Source organism: Serratia sp. DD3 (genome assembly GCF_000496755.2).
Map to the genome: position 1 here is coordinate 66,187 of NZ_AYKS02000047.1, position 20,853 is coordinate 87,039.

Genomic DNA, 20,853 nt, shown 5'->3' on the forward strand with positions numbered 1-20,853 from the left:
TAAATAGCCGATAACTGCCATATATGATTACTTTATCGGTTGCAGCGTTAGCGAATATTTCTTTACTTCAATCACCCGGGCTTTGTCTGGGTCAAGTTCATCGCGCTTGAGTACCAGGCGCCAATTGTCTTGCTGGATATCCGGTGTGCGGACGTGGACGACGATGGCGACATATTGGGTGTTTTCATCCATCGGCATGGTGACCGAAGCATTGCTCCCCGGGCGGATCCAGATATCTTTCTCTGCCAGCAAATCGGCTTTAAGGATATTGCTGGCATGACTTAACAGCGCGGTATAGCCGGCCTGGTCAAAGGTTTGGCGGTCTTTAAGCTGGTACACCCACAGGTTGGTGGTCAGTGGGGTGCCATCGTCGTCGGGGTTTAACTCGGCGCGCGCGACAAAATCCAGGCTCAAGGTTTTCACCTGCTTATAGAAGATGGATTTTGTGACGGACTTTGTGCCATCGCTGATGCTTTGTGTCAGGCCACAGCCAGTGAGTAGCAAGGCCAGCAAGGTGGTATAGATCAGTCTGTTTTTCATTATGTTGTTCATCATATTTGTTGTTGATACGCAAAATAATTCGATTTGCTTGTAGGCGGCCAGTCCGAGAGTCGCCAGGAGCATAGATAACTATGTGACTGGTGCGAGTGGACGCAGCCAACACCCAAGCAATTCGAAAGATGAAGAGTATGGGGTCAGTTCAGTCATCAACGTTCACCACATCACGCTGCACCGGGTTTGGGCGTAAGCCTTGATAAAAACCCAGGGGGATGGTGACTTTTCTTTGCTGGTTCAACGTCGTGCGCTCGGGGTTGTGACCCAGCACGGCGGTGTAACCAGCATAAACGCTCCGTTCTGCCGGTCGGGCACTCAGGCGCGCTGCCGGTAACAGCTTGAGGGGAAGAGTCAGGGTGATATACGCATCCAACCGCCAGCCCAGGTAGACCCGCAGCAGGGTCAGCAGGTCGTGGTACAGCGTGTGTTCTGGGGGCAGCCACCCGTGAGCGTCGGCTTGGTCATCGGTAAACAATTCGATTTTTACCGTGCTGTTGATGTCATAGCCGCTCCCGCCGATCACCGGTCGGTCACCGAGAAGCGCCTGATTGCCAAGGCGAGCCTCTGGCACCGGAATACGCCGAAGGTAATGCGCGATGACGCGGGCCTGTGTATTGGGGGCCACCATATTCACCAGGGCCTGGATCCCTTCTGCGGTACGGGCCGGTTGGCGCATAATCCCCAACAAGGCCAAAAAGCGCGATAGCGGGGTATCAATGTGCTCTTGCGTACCGGGAATACCCAACCCCACCAGACCCAGCAGGCTCTGGGAGATTTTATCGCGGCCACCGCTTTCAAAGGTGGCCGGATAGCTGTGTTTGCGCCAGATGCGATAAAACTGCGTCAGGATGCGGTGGTTGAAGATATCGAGAAAATGCTCGACGGCTTCATACCCTTCACGATGCTGGGCGATATCATCGATGTAGTGCGTCGGCAGCGGCGAATCCACACCGTACAACCCCATAAAGGTGGTGCGGATGCTGGGGGCTGACGCCGGGTTTTCGTCCGGGTTGATTTCAAGGCCCTTGAACTCGCTGGCCGGGAAGCCCATACCGGCGTGGGGCCGCAAACGCACCGGATCATTGCGGATAAAACTGGTACTGCCCAGGGGCGGATAGTCCGGGTGTGTCTGTTCCAGCCACTGCAAAAACCGGTAAAAACCGGTGTAGGGCAGTCGCTCACTGAACAGGTCATTCAGCCGGGTATACGTGGATTGTGGTTCTCTTTCCATCTGAGGCATTGTCCCGAAGGCTGTAGTATCAGGGTTAACCGATTGAATAAATGAATGTCGGCATAGAGGGCAAAAAAACGGTTCAGCAAACTGCCAAACAACCAGACATCCCCTTCGCCAGCAAACCCTTCGGTATCGAGGGTGACTTCAATATCAACACCGCGCTGTAGGCCCCCGTGTTTGAAGTATTGCAAACGGTGGTGTTTGACCTCGGTGATGGCCGCCAGTCGGCGCGGGTTGTCGGGGTTGTCGGTCCAGTCGTAGAGCGCCAGGGTGTTGCGCAGCACTTCGGCATTGTCCATCATCCATAAAAAGCTGCTGCCAAGTTGGCTGAGCAGTTTCCAGTGAAAACGATCACGGTTGGGGGGATAGCAGGGCAGTGTCGGGGGGCACAGATTCTGCACCGTAACCGGGATTTGGGTGCTGTTGACCAGGCCGTCGAGCAGCACGCTTTGCAAGGTTTTACGTGGCAACAGGCCATTGGTGCCCGTCAGGCTCAGTGCCAGCGACTCCTCTGGGCGTTGGCGCTCCCGTTCAAACTCTTCCCCGCCGAGGATCAGCACGGTTTCATTTCTGCCCGCCGGGCCACGCCGCAGCCGGGTATGGTAGTAACGCGCCGGGCGCTGGTGACGCAACAAGCCGCCGTGATGTTGAAAATGGCGAAACGGCGTGTACTGAACGGCATCTTCCAGAAAGGAGGTGGCCACTTGCTCGACGGCAAAGACTTCGGTATGTGGGTCAGGGTCACGCAGCGGTTGCAGCAGATATTCGTTCTGCTGGACGTTGATCTGCAACGGTTTGGCATCCAGGCGAAACAGATTCACCACCGGGACACAGTGCAATCGCAGGTGCTGCTGGTCAAAACTGAAATCCGCTGGCCAGTGTTGCGTGAGCCGGATCTCCAGCTCAAACCAGGGCAACGCTTCGGGCCAATTGACCTGCTCCAGCCCTTCGAGCGCGACGAACATAAACTTTTGCCGGAAAGTGAAATATTCCAGCAGATGCTGATAACCCCGGTAGTCACTTTTTTCCACCGGCCAGAGGTGGGCATCTTCATCAAAACCAGTACCCTGAAACCGACCGTGAAAGGGCTGTCTGTCCATCTCCCCCGGCAGGCGTAACGCCATGGCCCCGGTGCGGCGGGTCAGGTAGAGGTGCAACAGCGAGGCCAGCGGGGTATCGCCGTTGAGGTAGAGCGGCAGGTGGGCGAGATTGAGCTGTGGCCAGTTGGCCATGCTGCCACATTCAAACCGTAAACGAATGGTATGGCCACCATCGGGCTCGGTCACCAGGCCCGCACGGCTTAACTGTAACGGGTGGAGCATCAGGCGTTGGGTGGTGCGATAGCGACAGCGGATACGGTTATCCCCCACCGGGCGGGAAACCACCTCGGTCAGGGGCTCAATCAGCTCACTGATTTTTAACGCCTGGATATCCGGGGCAATCTCCACCACGGTCATGGACGGTATTGGGCGCAGATAGTGTGGCCACAGCAGGCTAATCAAGCCTTCGGTCAGTTCAGGGAAATCATCATCCAGCTTCTCACGCAGTCGCCCCATCAGGAAGGCAAACCCCTGAAACAGGCGCTCGACGGATTCATCGGCTTTACCGGGCGTGGTCAGCTCCATCATCGCCGCCTGCTGCGGGTGCAGGCGGGCAAACTCTTGAGCGGCATCACGCAGGTAACGCATTTCAGCATCGAAATAGCGCAGGGTCAGGTCATCCATTACGGTACCCCCGCCTCGGTGGTACCCGCGCTGGCAGTATCGGTAGCACTATCGGTAGCGCTGCTGCCTGCCAAGGTCGGTGATTGTTCGAGAAAGACCTGCTGTGGCAGGCGGAACCCCTTGAGGGCCAGCAGTGCCAACGGGCCTTGCCCTGACTCGGTGCGCATCATGTAATTGAGCAGGTTGCCATCCTCGGCTTTCCAGGCCAGTTTGTAGGTGCTGTTATCCACCATGGTTACCTGGGCTTTGTCCAGCAGGCGGATGAAGCCCCAACTTCCGGGGTAGTCGGCGTACAGTCGTTCACCGGCATTGACGCTGACCCAGCTTAACAGGGTACGGGGTTTCCACTGGCTGTCCGGCCAGGTGAAGACCTGCCAGCTCTCTAACTGGTTGTGATAATCCAGCGTTTGTTGGTCGAGGATGAAGTTGGTCTTAATCACATCCCGGGAGGGTTTGCCCATCAGTTGGAAGCGTACCCCGGCATCACCGCTGGTAAACACCACATCAGACAGTTCGCTGAGCTGGTTCAGGGCTTTGATAAACTCGGGGTTAAAATGCAGCCCTTGAGCGGCGATAGCATCCGGTACCCAGCGGCGGCCTTCTTTACGCAGCACACCACTGAGGTTGGATTTGACAAACTGGGTGATGCGCCCGGTGTCATTGCGCAAGTACTGTGCCAGCAGCGGCAGGGAAGCCTCACTCTGTTTGTTTACCGCAAAGGGGTAACGGTCGTTAAAGTCCTGCGCCCAGTCGCTGACAATGGCGCTCTGCCACTGGCTGTTGATGCTCAGGGCAGTGGGGGATAGCACCTGCTGCCAGGCTTGTTCCATCGGTTGCACAAACACCGCCTGACCAAACCCGCTCCATTCCTGGCCAAGACTGGCGGCTACCAGGCTGCCATAGTCACGGGTGTCGGTGACATCCACCGATTTGCCCTGAAAGACGGTTTGGGCCAGTGCCTGCATCATGCCCTGCGGGTCTGCGGTGTTGGTGACCTGCTGGAGTTTCAGGCGCACCCGGGTGACGCGGGTAAGGAAGGTCTGCAGGCTGAGTGAGTTATTGCTGTCACCTTTGTTATCCATCAACGCCAGCAAGGGCCCGAAGGCGTCATCCAGTGGGCCCCGTGGCCCCGATTTCTGGTCGATGGCTTTGGCCTGTTCACTGTGCAACAGGTCTTGTGCCGATTTCACCAGCGAGTCGGACAGTGCTTCTTGCTGTTGCCCGGCTCGGCCCTGGGTGTTGAGGGTATTCATCAGTGCCACCAGGGGGGATTGGCGCACATCCGCCAACAGGGTCAACTGGTCAATGGCATCCGACAGGGTGGCGGCTTTCTGCCAATGCAGGCCGTTAAGGAAACTCAGCCAGGCACCGGCATAGTCGGTAAAGTAGCGTTCGGTCAAGCGGGCTTTCAGCACATCCGGTGAGGAGTCCGCGGTGACCGGGTGTTTGTTGTCACTGAGCACCCAGTCGATTTCATCGCGGCGCTCTTTCACCACTTTATCAATCGCCGGTTGTACTGCCTCTTCCCACGCCTGGCGGGTGAACATGCCGGGGACCACACTGTCGGTGGTCAACAGTTTTCCGGCATCGGTATCGCCGGTCATGTCATGGAGTGTCATGTCAGCATAATTATGTGCCACCTGTGACAACATTTTCTGGTACAACGCCGCATCCGCATTACGCATGCCAATCACGCGCAAGAGCCCACTGCGGGTGGTGGCAACCAACTGCGTATCCGGTGCGGCTTGCCACTCGGGGTGGTTCGCCAGGTTCAGTGCCATAAACGTCAGCAGCGTCGGCCCCTGGTTTTGCCACTGGCCGGCGCTGACCTGCTCACGCTCTGGCCAGATGCTCATCACGGTGGTGGCGAAAAAGTTGGCATCCATTTTTTGCGGGTGACTTAACATCAGGTAGGCTTTTAACTGGCTGTACACCTCCTTGCTTAACTGCCCCCGTTGTTCACTATCGGCAGGCAGGGCGTTCCAGCTATTGAGCTGCTGATGGAGCTGGGTTATTGCGGCATCACGCAGCAAGGGCAGGGCACTGCGGGTGTACTCCGGCCACAGGGCGGCCAGCAGCGCGTTGTTTTGGCTCAACCCGAAGCGGCTATACCACGGGGTGCCTTGCTGCGAGCGGTACTGCAGCTGTTCGATAAGGCGTTGTAACTCGTCAAGTGCCGTCAGGCGCTGTGCGGTGGATTGCTGGCCGTCCTTGGCGGTTTGTGCCAGTTGCTGACCTTGGTTGATGGCCTGGCGGTTAACCTGGTAAGAAAACAACACCCCCGCGCAGGTCAGGCCGATTAACGCCAACAGGGCGTAAGACAGGGATTTCTCCCAGGCAAACCCGGCACGCTGGGCGCGAAGGGTGGGTAAATCCGCCAGAATTTCCTGCCAGGCCGGGTCTGGGAGCCAACGTTGTTTATCGGCCCCTTCTCTTGGGGCGACTGGCAGGCTGAACATCACCCCACGCAAGGGCACCGCATAAGGCCCAGCGAGCAGCGGGGTACACAGATTTTTTACCTGCTCTGCTGCCCGGTTGCGCAGTTGCTGAGACAGGCGCAGCAGAAAATCGAAACGGCTGTTGAGCAACCCTTGTTGTACCCCTTGCGGTATCAGCCGGGCAGATAAATGCTGGAGAGCCTTGGCCAACTCATCAGGGGTACAGCGTGAGGGTAACAGACACCCCACGGATTGCGCTTCCCGCCCGGTTTGTGGCCAGTCGGTCTGTTGCACTTCCCACAGGTAGAGCGGCACTCTCCAACCCAGTATTTTATAGCGTTCATTGAGTTGCCGGGCGAGGGTATCGCCCTGGGTAGCCTGACGCAGTGGTGCATCATACACCAGCACCATGGCATCCACCGGGCGGCGTTTAAGCTTACGCAATGCTTTGATGCGCCCACTGTCGGCGGCTGAGGTGACATTCCCACCCCAGATAGCCACCACGCCATTCGCTTCCAGCCATTGGGTCTCCATCAGACCCGGAATGCTCTTTTCAACCGCAGCAGTGTGCCCCAGCAGCACCACAAAGCGCACTTTGCTACGCCACAAGTGGCCATAGCGGTGATGCAGGTAATCACGCAACTCTTCAGTAAATGGCTGCGGCCCGTCAACCTGCCCCGTCGGTGCTTTTTGCGGGGACTTCTCTGGCAACTGGCTCTGTGGTTTTTGCCGGTAGTTACGGTAGATGGCCATGCCGCTGAACAATATCGCCATGCCGGTTGCCCAAACCAGGCTGCGCAGCAACGGGCTGAGCCCCCAGCGTTCGCCAAAAAACCACAGTAGGGCAGCCAGTACCGTACCGAAGACCATCGCTAGCAGGCTGGCCCCTGAGGGGCGGGATGAAAACAGATTGATCATGAGGGACTGACTCCTGCTGATACGGTCGCAAACAATAATGTATTCCCTTGTGCCAGCACCAATCCCTGTGGGGTGCGCCGGTACTCTGCCATCAGCATCATCATGGTGAGGGTAAACCAGTCGGTCGCGGGGCCAGATTGGCCTAGCCAGTGGGGGATAAATTGTTGCGCCGGTGAACCCGGATTTGCTGTTGGCTCTTGTTCACGCAGACGCTGGCATCGCTCAACAATCAACTGGTCTTTGGCGCCAATGGCCAACTCGTTAAACCACAGGTCAGTGGTGCCCATGGCTATCGGCTGGTAGGTGAGAAACTGCGCCGTGTCTTGCGAAATGGTTCCCGGTGCTCCGGTCATTGGGCGATGCAAGCGGCAACGGTAAGGCGCTATGGCACTGCCCGGTGCTATCAACCAGGCTACCATGCCATCTGTCGCGTGACGGTTAGCGTCGTTGTCAGCCCATTGGGTAAAAATCATTAGTTTGGCGTAGCCATCGGGCTCATTCAGCCAGTGAGTGATTCGTTCGGCAAAGGGCACAGTTACTGCACCATCGGTGTAACCGATGATACCCGTGGCAGCTAACCCCAACTTTTCCCAAACCATCAGAAAACAAGCGCGGGTGGATTCATCGTCTTCGCAAGGGAGGTAGACCCACACCGGGGAACGGAGCTGAGCTAACGACCCACGTAGCGGTGCCAATAACTCTTCAAACAGATAGGTCATGGAGGGGCGTTCCCCCAATGAAAGGGGTTGATCGCTATTGACCTCGACCCGTTGCTCGGCAGGCTGGGGCACGGATGCAGGAAAAATAACACTGTAATCCAACACATCAATGCCTGATTGCGCCCATGCCTGCCATTCCGCCAGATGCCAATCGTTCTGGTCGGCAATCCCTTTTGCCTGTTCGGCATTAACGCCGTAGTTGAACAGACGCCAGCCTGCAATACCGATAAACAGCAGTGCAACGCTGATGACCGCGCCAAAGGTGACCAACAGCAGGCGTGAGTCTTTCAGCCAGAACCAGAGGCCGCAGCCTATAGCGACACAGAGCATGGTAAGCAAAGAAAAAAAGCGCCACCATCCCGCCCAGGCAAGGGGGGCAGGAGGGTGAACGGCATAAGGTGGGGGAATGTCCCAGGCCATCGGGCTTATCCTTCAATATTGGTGGTGGGCAGGCTGGAAATCACTTTACAGCCGCAGGCACAAACGGCCTGATCAAAGGCCACCTGTTTACCGTCGGAAAGCCATTTAGGGGCGGTGCTGACAATGCGGTTAATCCCGTGGCCGGTGATCGGGCAGGTCACGATATCGTTAATCAGTGCCGCTTTTTTACCTTCAATATCCATGGTAGAAGAAGCTGAAATAACTTCTCCACCGCTGGTCAGTTTATCGCCTAAGCGTATAATTCCTTTGGGCATAGTGAAACCTTATTTTTGATAATATAATCATTATTATTTAATTAAGAAAATCAAAGAGTAATCGATATTACACTGATAGACAGGTGAATTTTTGTGTATACCCACTAGGGATATCAAGGGCAAGCTCATGCCTACGAGTAAGATAAAAATGGAATATTAAGCCCTATATTTTTGTGCTATGGAAGTAATTATTCAATCCGGTTTTTTATTTGATGGGTAAAAATAAAAATTATAATCAGCTTGAGGGCGTTGTTGTGGTATAACAACATCTTTATTTTCTGGTTCTTTCCATAGACCTTGAGCCTTCCTTTTTTTGACTATTTTTATTGTATATTCAGGCAAGCTTAAAGTTTTACCATCTGGGATATTTAGTGCAGCACAAATGCGCTCAAAGAGATCGCCAGGTGCTCGCTCCTCTTTCACTGAAATGTAATATACAATAATAGAAATTATCCCAGTAAGTGCTCCATATATTAAAAGAGCATAGCCCCACTCTTTTAAGGTTAATGAGGCGAAAATAGGCGGTAATAATATTATAAAGGAAAATATTATAGCTACTATCTTCATGATACCTATTAGCGTAAAACACCGACTACCCGCACTGCACCCCGGCGTAGTGGAGATGGTCTGTTGCTGAGGATTAGCCACCGCATACATTTTATATTCACCTCCATCTGGCATCACCGCCATCTCTAGATAATCCCCCACTTGAATATCGGTTTTATTTAGCCAGCCAGAGAATGACTTACCACCAATTTTCCCCTTAACATAGATGCAGCGATACTCTTTCTTTTTACCATCTTTTAATAGGTTAGGTGCGGTAGAGTTAGCAAAAGCACTGAGTACTGCCACTAACACTGCACCGCTATTATCCCGTTTAAGCTTCTCTTCCGCCCGCTGTTTCTCTGTGCTGTATTCTGTATATTCAAAGTAACCAATCACCTTTTTAAAGGAGACTTCCTCCAGAATACCACTGATCTTGATTAATTTTTTTTTTGGTGGTAACTCAGGGAATGGTGGAAAATTTTTCATTTCCTCTTCAATTTTATTAATATATTCCATGGCTATAGTGATTTGTGATTTTAGTTCAATTATTCTTTTAGAGTTATATTCAGATTGATTTCCTGAAGATTCACATTTCGTAAGGGATTCATTATCAATCTTTATTGAAACCTCTAAGCCTACGTTGTCATGTTCAAGGTCTTGAAAGCATTTGTATTCATTACGTAAGGATGATGTGCAGTTATATAAATATTCATTTTCTTTCATGGAAAAACACCTATCTTATTCAATATTTCAGTGCTCGGCTATTATAAACATCTTGTAATTTTTGTTGATTTAATTCTTCAGTCTGCTTTTTCTCTTCAGCAGTGGGTGGCAGGTTAAACATTTCCTCTATAGCTTGTTGTAACATTGCTTCCTGTTTATGTAATAAATCCGAAACTCCGCTGGCAGTTAATTGCATGGTATTATGATCGGTAGATTCGTTGCCAAATACGCTTTGTTGGCACCATAGTTGGATCTCATTTTTACGGAAAAATTCATACAACACTTGGACAATGGTAATGGTTACCATAACCTGCCAACTGGCGAGAAAACCAACCACCCTTGTTACCATTAAGCGAGCACCCACATCTTCTGCGGTAGCGAGTAGCGTAAATTTAAAGCCCGTTTTCCCCATACGGACTAATAATTGGTTACTGCCAACGAGCAACTGATTAAGTGTACTGATGGCATAGGCACTATCGGATATTAGCTTGGCGCAAGCCAACACAGTTGAATAAGAGCTAATGCCTTCTTTTTTAGCTTTAGCCGCCATATCATTCACATCTAGAATCACCGAGAGCCCGGCAGTAATGCTACCCATGCTGGAGCCAGCGCATTTCCAGATTTTTGCTTGGGTCTCTTTTTGAATAACACTATTATAAGTTTCTTCAATAAGGGTGGCCAGTGAACTGCCAGCAAATAACAAAGGAACACTTAACTTTACTCGATCTTCCACTGAGCCACTGCTGCTATCAATCAGACTGATTGCAAGCGTGGAAAATAATATAAACCCCAAAGATTTAATCTTAAATGTTGCAAGGGCCTCTCTCCCTTTAACACTATCTTTTAGACTAGCTAATCTTTCTTGGTATTTATTTAACTGGTCTATATTTATATCAGCATTACGAATTATTTTATCTAACGTACCCTGCATATTTTTTAGTATGCTAGGGGCAAAAATACTATCCCCATTGGGGTGGGTGATGGCATTATTCATCATTTTAGCCAATTCGACTTTGGTTACCCCAGCGTCCAGCAAAAATAACGCCCGCAGGGCTTTCCCTTGAAATGACTCAACCACGGTCCCTATTAGGACTTCACTGGTGATGGTGAAAATATTATAACAGCAAAAAAAATGGCTGAAAATTTTACTATACCTTTCACCGTAAACCACCGACTACCAGCACTGCACCCCGGCGTAGTGGATATGGTCTGTTGCTCGGGGTTAGCCACCGCATACATTTTATATTCATCTCCATCGGGCATCACTGCCATCTCCAGATAATCCCCCACTTTGATATCGGTTTTATTTAACCAGCCAGAGAATGATTTACCACCAATTTTCCCCTTAACATAGAGGCATTGATACTCTTTCTTTTTGCCATCTTTTAATAAATTAGGTGCGGTAGAGTAAGCAAAAGCACTGAGTATTGCCACTAACACTGCGCCGCTATTATCCTGTTTAAGCTTCTCTTTCGCCCGTTGTTTCTCGCTGCTGTATTCCGTATAAGCAAAGTAGCCAATCACCTTTTTAAAAGTAATTTCTTCCAGAATTCCACTGATTTTGATTAATGGCTGAGTGGGGGGTAATTCCGGATAGAGTTATCTATATATACTCTTTCAGCGTTTTCTTTAGGGGACTCAGCCTCTTTGGGTTTGTGAGATGTATTATCATACTGATTAATCCGTTTGAGGCGATTGTTAATGTAAATATCAAGGCATTCAAAGCTGCCTTTTAATTTTGTAAGATCTTTATATTCTGTACGTAAACAATCAGTATAGTTATAGAGTTGTTCATCGGCTTCTTTTTCCATTACTGTTCACACCTACTAGTAAGATAAAAATGGAATATAAACCCTCTATATCTTGATGGTTTGAGGAATGCATTTAATTCGATTTTTTATCTGATGGGTAAAAATAAAAATCATAATCCGGTCTATTTTTTCGTTGTGGCATGACGGTAATTTTATCTTTCTTCTCTAACCACTTTCCTTTTTTTTCTTTCTCTTTTATTAAATCTTTGGTGTATATTTCTAAAGCTAAATTATTGCCATTAGGGATATTTAATGCTGCGCATATTTTCTCAAATAAATCACCTGGGGCTCTATTCTCATTTACATATATACGATATAAAGTAAAAGAAAGTGCTCCGGTAAGCGCCACGTGTATTAACAGTGCGTAGCACCAATCTTTTAACGTTAATGAAGCAAAAAGTGATGGTAAGTATATTATAAAGGCAAAGAATATAGCGGAAAATTTTATTAAACTTTTTGCCGTAAACCAGCGACTACCAGCATTACATTCTGGTGTAGTGGAAATGGTCTGTTGCTCAGGGTTAGCCACCGCATACATTTTATACTCATCCCCATCAGGCATCACTGCCATCTCCAGATAATCGCCCACTTTGATATCGGTTTTATTTAACCAGCCGGAGAATGATTTACCACCAATATTCCCCTTAACATAGAGGCATTGATACTCTTTCTTTTTACCATCTTTTAATAGGTTAGGTGCGGTAGAGTTAGCAAAAGCACTGAGTACTGCCACTAACACTGCGCCGCTATTATCCCGTTTAAGTTTTTCTTCCGCCCGCTGTTTCTCGGTGCTGTATTCCGTATAGGCAAAATAGCCAATCACCTTTTTAAAGGAGACTTCCTCCAGAATACCACTGATCTTGATTAATGGCTTAGTCGGGGGTAATTCCGGATGTAGTGGAAAATTGTCTCTTTCTTCCTCAACTTGCTTAATATATTGTTGTGCTCTGATCATGCTAAATCGCATTTCATCAATATATTTACGCCAATGGGTCTCCTTATCTGATTCTAACTCTATGGGTGTCTGAGGGTTAGTATCATATTCAGTAATAGATTCCTCACAAGATTTGTAATAAATTTTTAAACTCTCCAGGCAGCTCCATAATCGAACGGGGTCTTTATATTCATTGCGTAAGCAACTGGTGTAATTATAAAGATCAGAATCAGTCTCTTTTTCCATTACTGTTCACACCTACTAGTAAGATAAAAATGGAATATAAAGCCCTATATTATTGTGCTATGGAATTAATTATTTAATCCGGGTTTTTATTTGATGGGTAAAAATAAAAATTAGAATCAGCCTGGGATTTTTGCTGTGGCATTTTTTCATTATCTGATTCTATCCATATGCCTTTTCTTTTCTTTTCTTTTATAAAATTTCCGGTATATATAGCTAAAGCCAAGCCTTTCCCATTGGGAATGTTGAGTGTAGCACAAATTCGCTCAAACAGATCACCTGGCGCTCTATATTCATTTATTAATGACCGATATGTATATATGAAGAAAGAACCTGCCACCAAAAAATAAAAAAAGAATATATGAACCCACTGCTCTAATGTTGGCGAGGCAAAAGAGGAGGGTAGCAATATGAGTACTGCACTGGGTATTGTTGACATTTTAATTAAACTCTTTACCGTAAACCAGCGACTCCCGGTACTGCACCCCGGCGTAGTGGAAATGGTCTGTTGCTCGGGGTTAGCCACCGCATACATTTTATACTCATCCCCATCAGGCATCACCGCCATTTCCAGATAATCTCCCACTTTGATGTCGGTTTTATTTAACCAGCCAGAGAATGATTTACCACCAATTTTCCCCTTAACATAGAGGCATTGATACTCTTTCTTTTTGCCATCTTTTAATAAATTAGGTGCGGTAGAGTTAGCAAAAGCACTGAGTACTGCCACTAACACTGCGCCACTATTATCACGTTTAAGTTTTTCTTCCGCCCGCTGTTTCTCTGTGCTGTATTCCGTATAGGCAAAATAGCCAATCACCTTTTTAAAAGAGATTTCTTCCAGAATTCCACTGATTTTAATTAATGGCTGAGTGGGGGGTAATTCCGGTTGTGCCGGAAAATTGTCTCTTTCTTCCCCTACTTGTTTTAGATATTGCTGTGCTCTACCAAGACGTACTCTAACATCATCAATATAGACTCTTTCTGCGATATTTTTAGCAGATTCAGCATCTTTGGGTTGATGAGGAGTATTATCATACTGACTAATCTGTTCAATTCTATTCTTAATATAGATCTCAAGATGCTCAAAAGACCTCTTTAGACTCACAAAGTCTTTATATTCTTTACGTAAACAGTCAGTGCTGTTATAAAGCAGTTCATCAGTTTCTTTTTCCATTGCTGTTCGCTCCTATAAATATCTAAAGCCGCGGGTCTTGTAAATATTTTTTAATGTTTTCTGCCTTAATTCATCAATCTGTTTCTGCTTTTCAGCAGAAGGTGGCAGATTAAACACTTCCTCTATGGCTTGTTGTAGCATTGCTTCCTGTTTGTGTAATAAATCAGAAACTTCGCTAGCAGTAAACTGCATGGTATTATGATCGGTAGATTCGTTGCCAAATACGCTTTGTTGGCACCACAGTTGGAGCTCATTTTTACGGAAAATTTCATATAGCACCTGGACAATGGTAATGGTTACCATAACCTGCCAACTTGCAAGATACCCAATCCATTTTGTTACCGCAAAGCGAACCGCCCCATCTTCTATGGTAGCGAGTAGCGTAAATTTAAAGCCTGTTTTCCCCATACGCACTAATAGCTGGTTACTGCCAATTAGTAACTCATTAAGTGCACCGATGGCATAGGCACTATCGGATATTAGCTTGGCACAAGCCAATGCAGTTGAATAAGAGCTAAGGCCTTCTTTTTTAACTTTAGTCGCCAGATCACTCACATCCAGTATCACTGTGAGGCCAGCAGCAATGCTGCCCATAGTGGCGCCAGCGCATTTCCATATTTTTGCTTGGGTCTCTTTTTGAATAACGCTGCTATAAGCTTCTTCAATAAGAGCGGCTAGTGAACTGCCAGCAAATAATAGGGGAACACTTAATTTTGTTCGGTCTTCCACTGAGCCACTGCTGCTAGCGGTTAAACTTGCGGCAAGGGTAGCAAATAGTACAACCCCTAATGATTTAATGCGAAAGACCTTAAGGCTTTGTTTCCCCTCTTCAGTATTAGCTAAGTTATCGTATCTATTTTTATATTCTTTTAATTTTTCAAGAAAACCTTGTTCTTGGTTTAACTGGTTATTAATAGCCGCTTGCATATTCTTCAGCATACCAGGGGCAAAAATACTGTCCCCATTGGGGTAGCTGATGGCATTATTCATCATTTTAGCCAATTCGACTTTGGTTACCCCAGCGTCCAGCATAAATATCGCCCGCAGGGTTCTTCCCTGAGCTGACTCGACTATGGTGCCTTTTAGGGCTTCATTGGTGATGGTGGTTAACGTTCGGTCACCCCAGCTCATTGTTCTTTGCATCAAGGATTGCGACCCTTGGCTACCGGCAATCATGGCACTTAATGCGCGGTCAGCAGCATCCGCATAGACCGAGAGTTTATCCAGAATATATTGGGTATCTTCTTTTATTGTCTCCCATGCGGAGGGTTGTTTTTGTGATTTTATCTTTTGTAGCAGCTCTTCAGTGAATGCCATTACCTGTGGGCTGTTAAATAACTGGTAACGCCATACCAGGTTGCCAGGCTCCTTACTGGAGAAACGATCAATCCATTCCCTAATTTGTTTTTCGCCGGCTTCAGATAAATTGATCGAGGCTAGGGCATAACCGACCGCTTCACGGAAGTTCAAATGATCCTGCGTTTCATCGGAATGAAAATCAGTAATACATTCAATAAACAGTGGACTCTTTAGCCAAGGTAAGCGCAGGTCAATGGCAATCTTTATTTTCTTATCGATAGCCTCTTTTAGCGCTTGGTCACTCTTTTCAAAATCGGCCATCCAAAATTTATTAAGTGTTTTTTCATATTTGAACCAAGCATTAATTATTGATTTTTCTTGGATGTCTTTTATTTGAGCATCGTATTTTTTATCATTATTATCAATGGGATATCTATCTCTTATTTCCTTCGGTATGTTGGGGTTGGCATTAATATAATTGGCCGTCATTTTCTCTTGATCTATTATTAAGTCTTTCCAACTTTGCTGTTCAACGGTCTGTGCTTCAGCCTGTTTGATGACCTTTTCTAGTCCTTTTATATGGTAATAGGTGGCATATTCCACCGCCAGTTCATCACGGTAACGTTGGTGCATAAATAAGAAGTCATCACACCAGCCAGTGAGTTCATGGGTGATGCCGATGGGGTCATTCACTGCCATCAGCAAGGGTTTGATTGGCGTACCATCGGGGTTAGTACCCCGTGTCTGTAGCGCTTTGAGGGTCTCTGAACTTTTACCCTCTCGCTTATCACTCCATGGATACAGGGTGGTGCGTGGGCGAATGGCATCAGAGGCAAAATTGTAATAGGGCGAAGCGGGATTGATCAACGAGACCCGTGATAAATCAGTAGAGAAGGGTAATTTCCCCCTGGGAATATCGGGCCCCACTGGCTGATAGTCCAGTACGGTTTTCAGGTTGGCTTCCGTGGCTTGGGCGATGCCATGCTCTTCTTCCGGACCTGTCCAGTGCCAGTATTCTACCGGTTGCATACGTTTTTTTCGCCGCGCGGCATCGTTGCCATAGAGATCAAATAGCGCCGGGTTCCATTTATACGGGGAGAAGGCAACCCAAACGGTGGTTCTCAGTGCAATGGGGTTAAGCACAATAAATTCAATATTGGCTGATTTATGGAAGCTTTCCGTACAGACTGAGCTGATTTTCGGCTGGGCAGCAGGCGCACTTTTTTGTTTCCATAATCCACCATCAGGGGTAATGCTCCAGGCCTCCCAGGTTTTGTTTCCTTCGTAATAGACATACAAGAACCCCGCCCGCATGGCGCGTAAGGCATAATCATATCCCTCGGTTTTAACGGGGAAGGGGGTTTCCGGTTGTGCCCAGGCAGGGAGCTTGGGTGATATCGTGTCAGGAATAACCGCATAACGCACCGGTAACAGGGCCGGGCCACAGGGTTGGCAACGTGTGCACTTCAAAGGGGTTGGCTGGCTCATGGCAGTAGCTCCTTGCTTGGGTGGGTAACAGGTAGAGATAAGCGGTCACATTCATCAGCAAACCGTCGCCAGTCTTGTTCTGTCAGCCCAGCAATGCGTTCAATGTAACGGACTTGGGCCGGATGGGTTTCCAGCGACATCAGATAGTTAAATTCTGGATGTAAATCAATATAGGGGTGCCAGCGTAATATATGGAACGCGAACAGGATACGTTCCTCTGGTTCAGCAATGACGGTTGAAGCTGCAATACGCTGTAGTGCTTGTTTGACCACTGCCTGCAACTGGCTTTCGCCTGTTCGTGATACTGTTTTGGCCTGGGCACGGTATTGTTGCAGCGCCTGATTGACCACCGCTATCTGTTCCAACTCAGGTTTATCTTTTTCTGCCATCCCCAAGGAAAATGTCAGCAGCGGTAAAGGCGATGCGCTATGCCGGCGTGAAACCAGTTGCCCATCACCGTCAATCAGATGCCAGCCGGATATCACCCCCATCAGCCGCTGTTGTTGGAACGGGCTCAGTTGCGGCCACAATAGCGTATTGACGGCTGGGTCAAAGTAGCGCAGTAGAATATTACCGCCCCCTGACAGTGCTTGAACTGCGGTGCAGCCCAACTGCCGTGCAACAATATGAGCCGGTTGTGCGCTGGTGAGCCAGGCACAGACAGTACGCCCGGCACCGGCAACAAGCTTGCTAGGGTCGGCTTCCTGCAAGGCTTGGGTAATGCTCTCTTCGAATAATTGCGCGTCTTCGGGTTGCGTGATATTCAGCGGAACCAGCCAGGGATAATAGGCTTGCGGTATTGACACATGCGTTAATGGAACGGGTTCCGGCTGGCGTTCGGTTAACGCGCTAATCCAGGGGGAACTGCTGTCCAGCTCGAGTTTTACTGGGTCGATAAGCAGGAGGAGGTTCTCCTTGCTGCCGGTCAGTTGTTCTGTCAGTTGGGCAACAATGGCCTGAGTCTGCTGTGCAATGGCGTTGGCGGAATAGTCAAATTGTACCCGCGTATCGGTATGTTCGATGGTGGTCATTGCAGTTCCTTAACTGAGTGCAATGCTAGCACTTTGACTAGCGGTGGCGTCTTCAATCATGGATGCACAGTGATCTGGCAGGGTCACGGTAGCATTCTGACTTGCAGGCCCCATTTTTTGCAGCGTTGCGCATTTAATGGCCACATTTCCTGGGCTACCAATATCCACTTTTCCGTCTTTGATGCGCACAAAGGCCCCGCCACACTGCAGCACCAGTTCGGTTTTAGCGATGATGGTGACCTTGCCGTCACTGCTGGCAATGGTCATATCCTGTTTCGATAGCATATCCAGTGCACCGCTTTGTGCCTGGATCTCCACCTTGCCGGCGGCGGCAAACAGCTTGATACCCATGGCCTTGGCAAACAGGCTGAGGGTTTCCCCCACGGCGATACGCATTTTTTTGGCGATACTGAAATCAGCATCTTCACCAGTGGTGGCAATCAGGTTCTGGCCTGCGGATAACTGCAAGCTACTGGGGGTCACCTGGGCAATCCCCGCTGGGGCCGAGAGCAACAAGGCGCGTTGTTGCAGGTCTTTGAGGGTGTCATTCAGCAAGGCGGTCTGTTTTTGCACATCAGCCAATTCCGCTTTGGCCATTTCTGCTGCAGTGCGCAACCCGGCCGCTTCCTGGCGGGCGGCTTCCAGCTCTTCCAGTGCCGATTGCATATCCAGCATTTGACCTTGGGCCTGAGGTTGCCCATCGGCACTGATAAAAATGCCTTTTGCGGCCCGGAAACTGCCGTGACCATCAGTGCGCAGTTCAGCACCTTCACCACGCAGTTCACCTTTGGCATCAACGTTATAACCCAGGTTGAGTTGTGACTTGCCGGAGTGCTCGGTAGAGACTTTGATATGCTCTTTCTGTCGCTCATCGGAAAGACGGATCTTATTGTTGCTAGGTGTACGTAGTACGTTGCGTTTGTAGTTTTCAAGGGTGACATGGTCAGGGTGTTTTGAGTCATGCAGGACGTGGGCGATAAAGGGTTTATCGGGATGACCCCCATCGAACATTACCGAAACTTCGGTACCTGCCAATAAAGGCAGGTGTAACCCATAAGTCTCCCCCGCATACGGGCGGGCCAGGCGCAGCCACGGGCTTTCATAACCGGTTTTCCAGCTATCCTGATCGAAGTCAAACTTCACCCGGTAACGGCCCATTTTGTCGATATGGCTGTAAGTGTCGTTGGGGGTGATGCTGGTGACTCGGGCGGGTAGCGGGACGGTGATCCGTGGGCGCGTTTTCAGGGCTGGCCGATAGTCCACACCATCACGGTAACCCATGCCCTCCACCTCAAGCAGATAGCTTGAACTGCGTGATGCGCCAGAGGTAAATGCAGTGACCAACATGCCATTGGCAAAGGCACGGGTGTTATCGCCCGTCAGTTCAAGCACCTGACCAGGGGCGATAAGGGTTGCATTACTTTTCAGGCTCAGGCGGTGTTGCTGGTTTAGCTGGCGTTCATGGCGCAGGCGCGCATAGAAGTTGGCGGTTTCAGCCTCAGCGGTGGAGCTGGCGTATTTATCGCCTTCGGTGAGATAACCATCGGTATAATGATAATCGGTTCCGTAAGTGGTTTTGTCATCATCATGGGTAATATCGGCTTGTGCATCAAGGGGGTTACCTGCGGTGCGGTAATTATAGTCTTTAACGCTGACCGACTTTTCCACCACCTGATGCCGAGCCTGTAAATCCCATACTGACTCCAGGCTGCCATCGTGCATCCCCGCCGGATTCACCACCGGTATCTTGACATTAAATTGCCAATTGCGACCCGAATCACCAAACACCGCCACTTCATGTTTGATCTCATGGTCCATGGTGAAATTGAACCAGATACCCACTTCACTGAGCAGGCTTGCGATAAACTCAAAGTCTGATTGCATGAATTGGGTGATCAGCTCACGCTTCGGGTAATTGTGTTTTAGACGTAATTCGTACAGCCAGCCCGGCCAGTTGTGATTCTCACGTAGGATTTTTTCTACCACTTCAGGCACTGACTGATTCTGGTAGATGGCGGTGCGACGGGTTTTATCCAGCAGGGCCAGACGCGGTTGAAAGACAACGCGATAGACTGCTTCATCACGGGAAGCTGAAATGCGGTCGAAATGGGTAATGACACCATGCACCGTGCGCTGTACTTGCGGCTGGGTGGTGATTCGATAGGCGGTCTGCGGCAGGGTCTGCATGATAAAGGACGCATCCTTCATCAGCATGGTTGCCGGGTCAATATCTTGTTCAGGGCTGGTGAGCACGATAGTATAGCGATACAGCTCACTTAACCCTTCTCGGCCTTCAAAAGACTCCACATCCAACGATGCATTATTGCCTTTAACCAGCAGATGATAACGATTTAAGGTGAGTCCGGTGAGTATCGGTGGTAAAGAGGTCATAGTGATTTCCTGTCAGAAAGCCCACATTAACGGACCTGAAAATTTGTACGCTACCGCCCTTCGCCATCAATCCCACAGGCGCATCAGGTCATTTCTATTACCCAGCGGAGAGGTTTGTTTACTCCGCCGGGTGTTGTTTAACTGGCAAACGTTAATTCGCTAACGTTAATTTACTCATTTAGCCCGGCAGTGCGGATTGTAATAATTGATGTAGCGAAAGCTGTAACCCGGTGATTAACCCCACAGTCACCACGACAGCGAGCAGGATCCACAACAAACGAGAATGCAGTAATGTTGCCCGGGAGCGGGGACGATAACGCACAATCACCGGGGTCGATATCGGGTGGTCAAATGCGGGCACCAGGGCATTCAATGAATCCAGCAAGGTTTGCCATTCAGCTTCGTTTTGGCGGAGTCTGCCGCGAAAACCCAGGCTTAAAACACGCTGGTAACAGGTCAGCACGTTCATATCAGGGGCGGGTTCATACAGGATGGCTTTAATGTTGTCCAATAACTGGTTGCCCGCATCAAGCGTAGAAAAAAAGCGTGCCTGGAGTGGCTGTGCATGCCAGGTGGGATTGACTTCCCGGTTTGGGTTGTTGGCGGTGGGGCCAAGGCGGGTGAGTACGGTTTCATCCAATAATGCGCATTGCGCATAAATAATGGCATCAATGCGATGTTTTGCCATACCTCGCTGTGCCAGTGCCGTATTGGCGTTCTCTACCAGCGTCACCGCCTGGCGATACACCGCCTCACTGACAAATGCAGAAGGATTATTTTTTACCCCCAGTACAAACAGCCATGTATCCTGCAATAAGGTGTCGATCAGTACAACAGGATTGTCAGCAATACCGTCCATCAATAAACCTAACCCCGCCAAAACAAAACCAAGAGACTACCATGTGACCAGAGAAGATAACATAAGCA

Annotated in this window: 16 protein-coding genes; all 16 read right to left on the reverse strand. The window is 49.3% G+C overall.

Annotation, left to right across the window (positions count from 1 at the left end; translation table 11 throughout):
* Positions 1-27 precede the first annotated feature (27 nt).
* Positions 28-540: a type VI secretion system lipoprotein TssJ gene (gene tssJ, locus IO95_RS07950; protein ID WP_023492781.1), complete on the reverse strand. Its 513-nt coding sequence runs from the start codon at positions 538-540 to the stop codon at positions 28-30.
* A gap of 160 nt (positions 541-700) precedes the next feature.
* Positions 701-1,786, reverse strand: coding sequence for a type VI secretion system baseplate subunit TssG (gene tssG / locus IO95_RS07955; protein WP_023492782.1), 1,086 nt, complete (start codon positions 1,784-1,786; stop codon positions 701-703).
* Positions 1,750-3,513, reverse strand: a complete 1,764-nt coding sequence (gene tssF, locus IO95_RS07960; protein WP_023492783.1) for a type VI secretion system baseplate subunit TssF — start codon at positions 3,511-3,513, stop codon at positions 1,750-1,752. Before tssF ends, tssG begins: the two co-directional genes overlap by 37 nt.
* On the reverse strand, positions 3,513-6,869 hold the full coding sequence (locus IO95_RS07965) for an ImcF-related family protein (protein WP_023492784.1): 3,357 nt from the start codon (positions 6,867-6,869) through the stop codon (positions 3,513-3,515). The genes tssF and IO95_RS07965 overlap by 1 nt, the downstream gene beginning before the upstream one ends.
* Positions 6,866-8,008 carry a hypothetical protein gene (locus tag IO95_RS07970; RefSeq protein ID WP_023492785.1) on the reverse strand — a complete coding sequence of 381 codons (1,143 nt, stop codon included), beginning with the start codon at positions 8,006-8,008 and terminating at the stop codon, positions 6,866-6,868. Before IO95_RS07970 ends, IO95_RS07965 begins: the two co-directional genes overlap by 4 nt.
* Before the next feature lie 5 nt (positions 8,009-8,013).
* Positions 8,014-8,283, reverse strand: coding sequence for a PAAR domain-containing protein (locus IO95_RS07975; protein ID WP_023492786.1), 270 nt, complete (start codon positions 8,281-8,283; stop codon positions 8,014-8,016).
* Between the two features lie 192 nt (positions 8,284-8,475).
* Positions 8,476-9,552: a putative type VI secretion system effector gene (locus IO95_RS07980; protein WP_037384743.1), complete on the reverse strand. Its 1,077-nt coding sequence runs from the start codon at positions 9,550-9,552 to the stop codon at positions 8,476-8,478.
* Between the two features lie 19 nt (positions 9,553-9,571).
* Positions 9,572-10,630, reverse strand: coding sequence for a hypothetical protein (locus IO95_RS07985; protein ID WP_037384746.1), 1,059 nt, complete (start codon positions 10,628-10,630; stop codon positions 9,572-9,574).
* A gap of 8 nt (positions 10,631-10,638) precedes the next feature.
* A complete protein-coding gene (locus tag IO95_RS07990) occupies positions 10,639-11,118 on the reverse strand; it encodes a putative type VI secretion system effector (protein ID WP_369794338.1) in 480 nt (159 codons plus the stop codon).
* Complete coding sequence (locus tag IO95_RS07995) at positions 11,118-11,363, reverse strand: hypothetical protein (RefSeq protein ID WP_023492922.1); 246 nt, start codon at positions 11,361-11,363, stop codon at positions 11,118-11,120. The genes IO95_RS07990 and IO95_RS07995 overlap by 1 nt, the downstream gene beginning before the upstream one ends.
* A gap of 73 nt (positions 11,364-11,436) precedes the next feature.
* Positions 11,437-12,543 (reverse strand): putative type VI secretion system effector, encoded by a 1,107-nt coding sequence (locus IO95_RS23460; protein ID WP_023492923.1) that lies wholly within the window; start codon positions 12,541-12,543, stop codon positions 11,437-11,439.
* A 73-nt stretch (positions 12,544-12,616) separates the two neighbouring features.
* Positions 12,617-13,717 (reverse strand): putative type VI secretion system effector, encoded by a 1,101-nt coding sequence (locus tag IO95_RS08005; RefSeq protein ID WP_037384754.1) that lies wholly within the window; start codon positions 13,715-13,717, stop codon positions 12,617-12,619.
* Between the two features lie 12 nt (positions 13,718-13,729).
* Positions 13,730-16,504 carry a T6SS effector BTH_I2691 family protein gene (locus tag IO95_RS08010; protein WP_037384756.1) on the reverse strand — a complete coding sequence of 925 codons (2,775 nt, stop codon included), beginning with the start codon at positions 16,502-16,504 and terminating at the stop codon, positions 13,730-13,732.
* On the reverse strand, positions 16,501-17,535 hold the full coding sequence (locus tag IO95_RS08015) for a DUF4123 domain-containing protein (protein WP_023491841.1): 1,035 nt from the start codon (positions 17,533-17,535) through the stop codon (positions 16,501-16,503). Before IO95_RS08015 ends, IO95_RS08010 begins: the two co-directional genes overlap by 4 nt.
* 9 nt (positions 17,536-17,544) lie before the next feature.
* Positions 17,545-19,926, reverse strand: a complete 2,382-nt coding sequence (locus IO95_RS08020) for a type VI secretion system Vgr family protein (RefSeq protein WP_023491843.1) — start codon at positions 19,924-19,926, stop codon at positions 17,545-17,547.
* 178 nt (positions 19,927-20,104) lie between these two features.
* Positions 20,105-20,785 (reverse strand): type VI secretion system protein TssL, short form, encoded by a 681-nt coding sequence (gene tssL, locus IO95_RS08025; protein ID WP_023491844.1) that lies wholly within the window; start codon positions 20,783-20,785, stop codon positions 20,105-20,107.
* Positions 20,786-20,853: the final 68 nt, after the last annotated feature.

Excerpts from the sequence above, each read along its gene's own strand:
- IO95_RS07970 (WP_023492785.1), bottom strand. The coding sequence starts at position 8,008 with ATGGCCTGGGACATTCCCCCACCTTATGCCGTTCACCCTCCTGCCCCC.
- IO95_RS07965 (WP_023492784.1), bottom strand. The coding sequence starts at position 6,869 with ATGATCAATCTGTTTTCATCCCGCCCCTCAGGGGCCAGCCTGCTAGCG.
- tssF (WP_023492783.1), bottom strand. The coding sequence starts at position 3,513 with ATGGATGACCTGACCCTGCGCTATTTCGATGCTGAAATGCGTTACCTG.
- IO95_RS08015 (WP_023491841.1), bottom strand. The coding sequence starts at position 17,535 with ATGACCACCATCGAACATACCGATACGCGGGTACAATTTGACTATTCC.
- IO95_RS08020 (WP_023491843.1), bottom strand. The coding sequence starts at position 19,926 with ATGACCTCTTTACCACCGATACTCACCGGACTCACCTTAAATCGTTAT.
- tssG (WP_023492782.1), bottom strand. The coding sequence starts at position 1,786 with ATGGAAAGAGAACCACAATCCACGTATACCCGGCTGAATGACCTGTTC.
- IO95_RS08010 (WP_037384756.1), bottom strand. The coding sequence starts at position 16,504 with ATGAGCCAGCCAACCCCTTTGAAGTGCACACGTTGCCAACCCTGTGGC.
- IO95_RS07995 (WP_023492922.1), bottom strand. The coding sequence starts at position 11,363 with ATGGAAAAAGAAGCCGATGAACAACTCTATAACTATACTGATTGTTTA.
- IO95_RS08005 (WP_037384754.1), bottom strand. The coding sequence starts at position 13,717 with ATGGAAAAAGAAACTGATGAACTGCTTTATAACAGCACTGACTGTTTA.
- IO95_RS23460 (WP_023492923.1), bottom strand. The coding sequence starts at position 12,543 with ATGGAAAAAGAGACTGATTCTGATCTTTATAATTACACCAGTTGCTTA.
- tssL (WP_023491844.1), bottom strand. The coding sequence starts at position 20,785 with ATGGACGGTATTGCTGACAATCCTGTTGTACTGATCGACACCTTATTG.
- IO95_RS07975 (WP_023492786.1), bottom strand. The coding sequence starts at position 8,283 with ATGCCCAAAGGAATTATACGCTTAGGCGATAAACTGACCAGCGGTGGA.
- IO95_RS07980 (WP_037384743.1), bottom strand. The coding sequence starts at position 9,552 with ATGAAAGAAAATGAATATTTATATAACTGCACATCATCCTTACGTAAT.
- tssJ (WP_023492781.1), bottom strand. The coding sequence starts at position 540 with ATGAAAAACAGACTGATCTATACCACCTTGCTGGCCTTGCTACTCACT.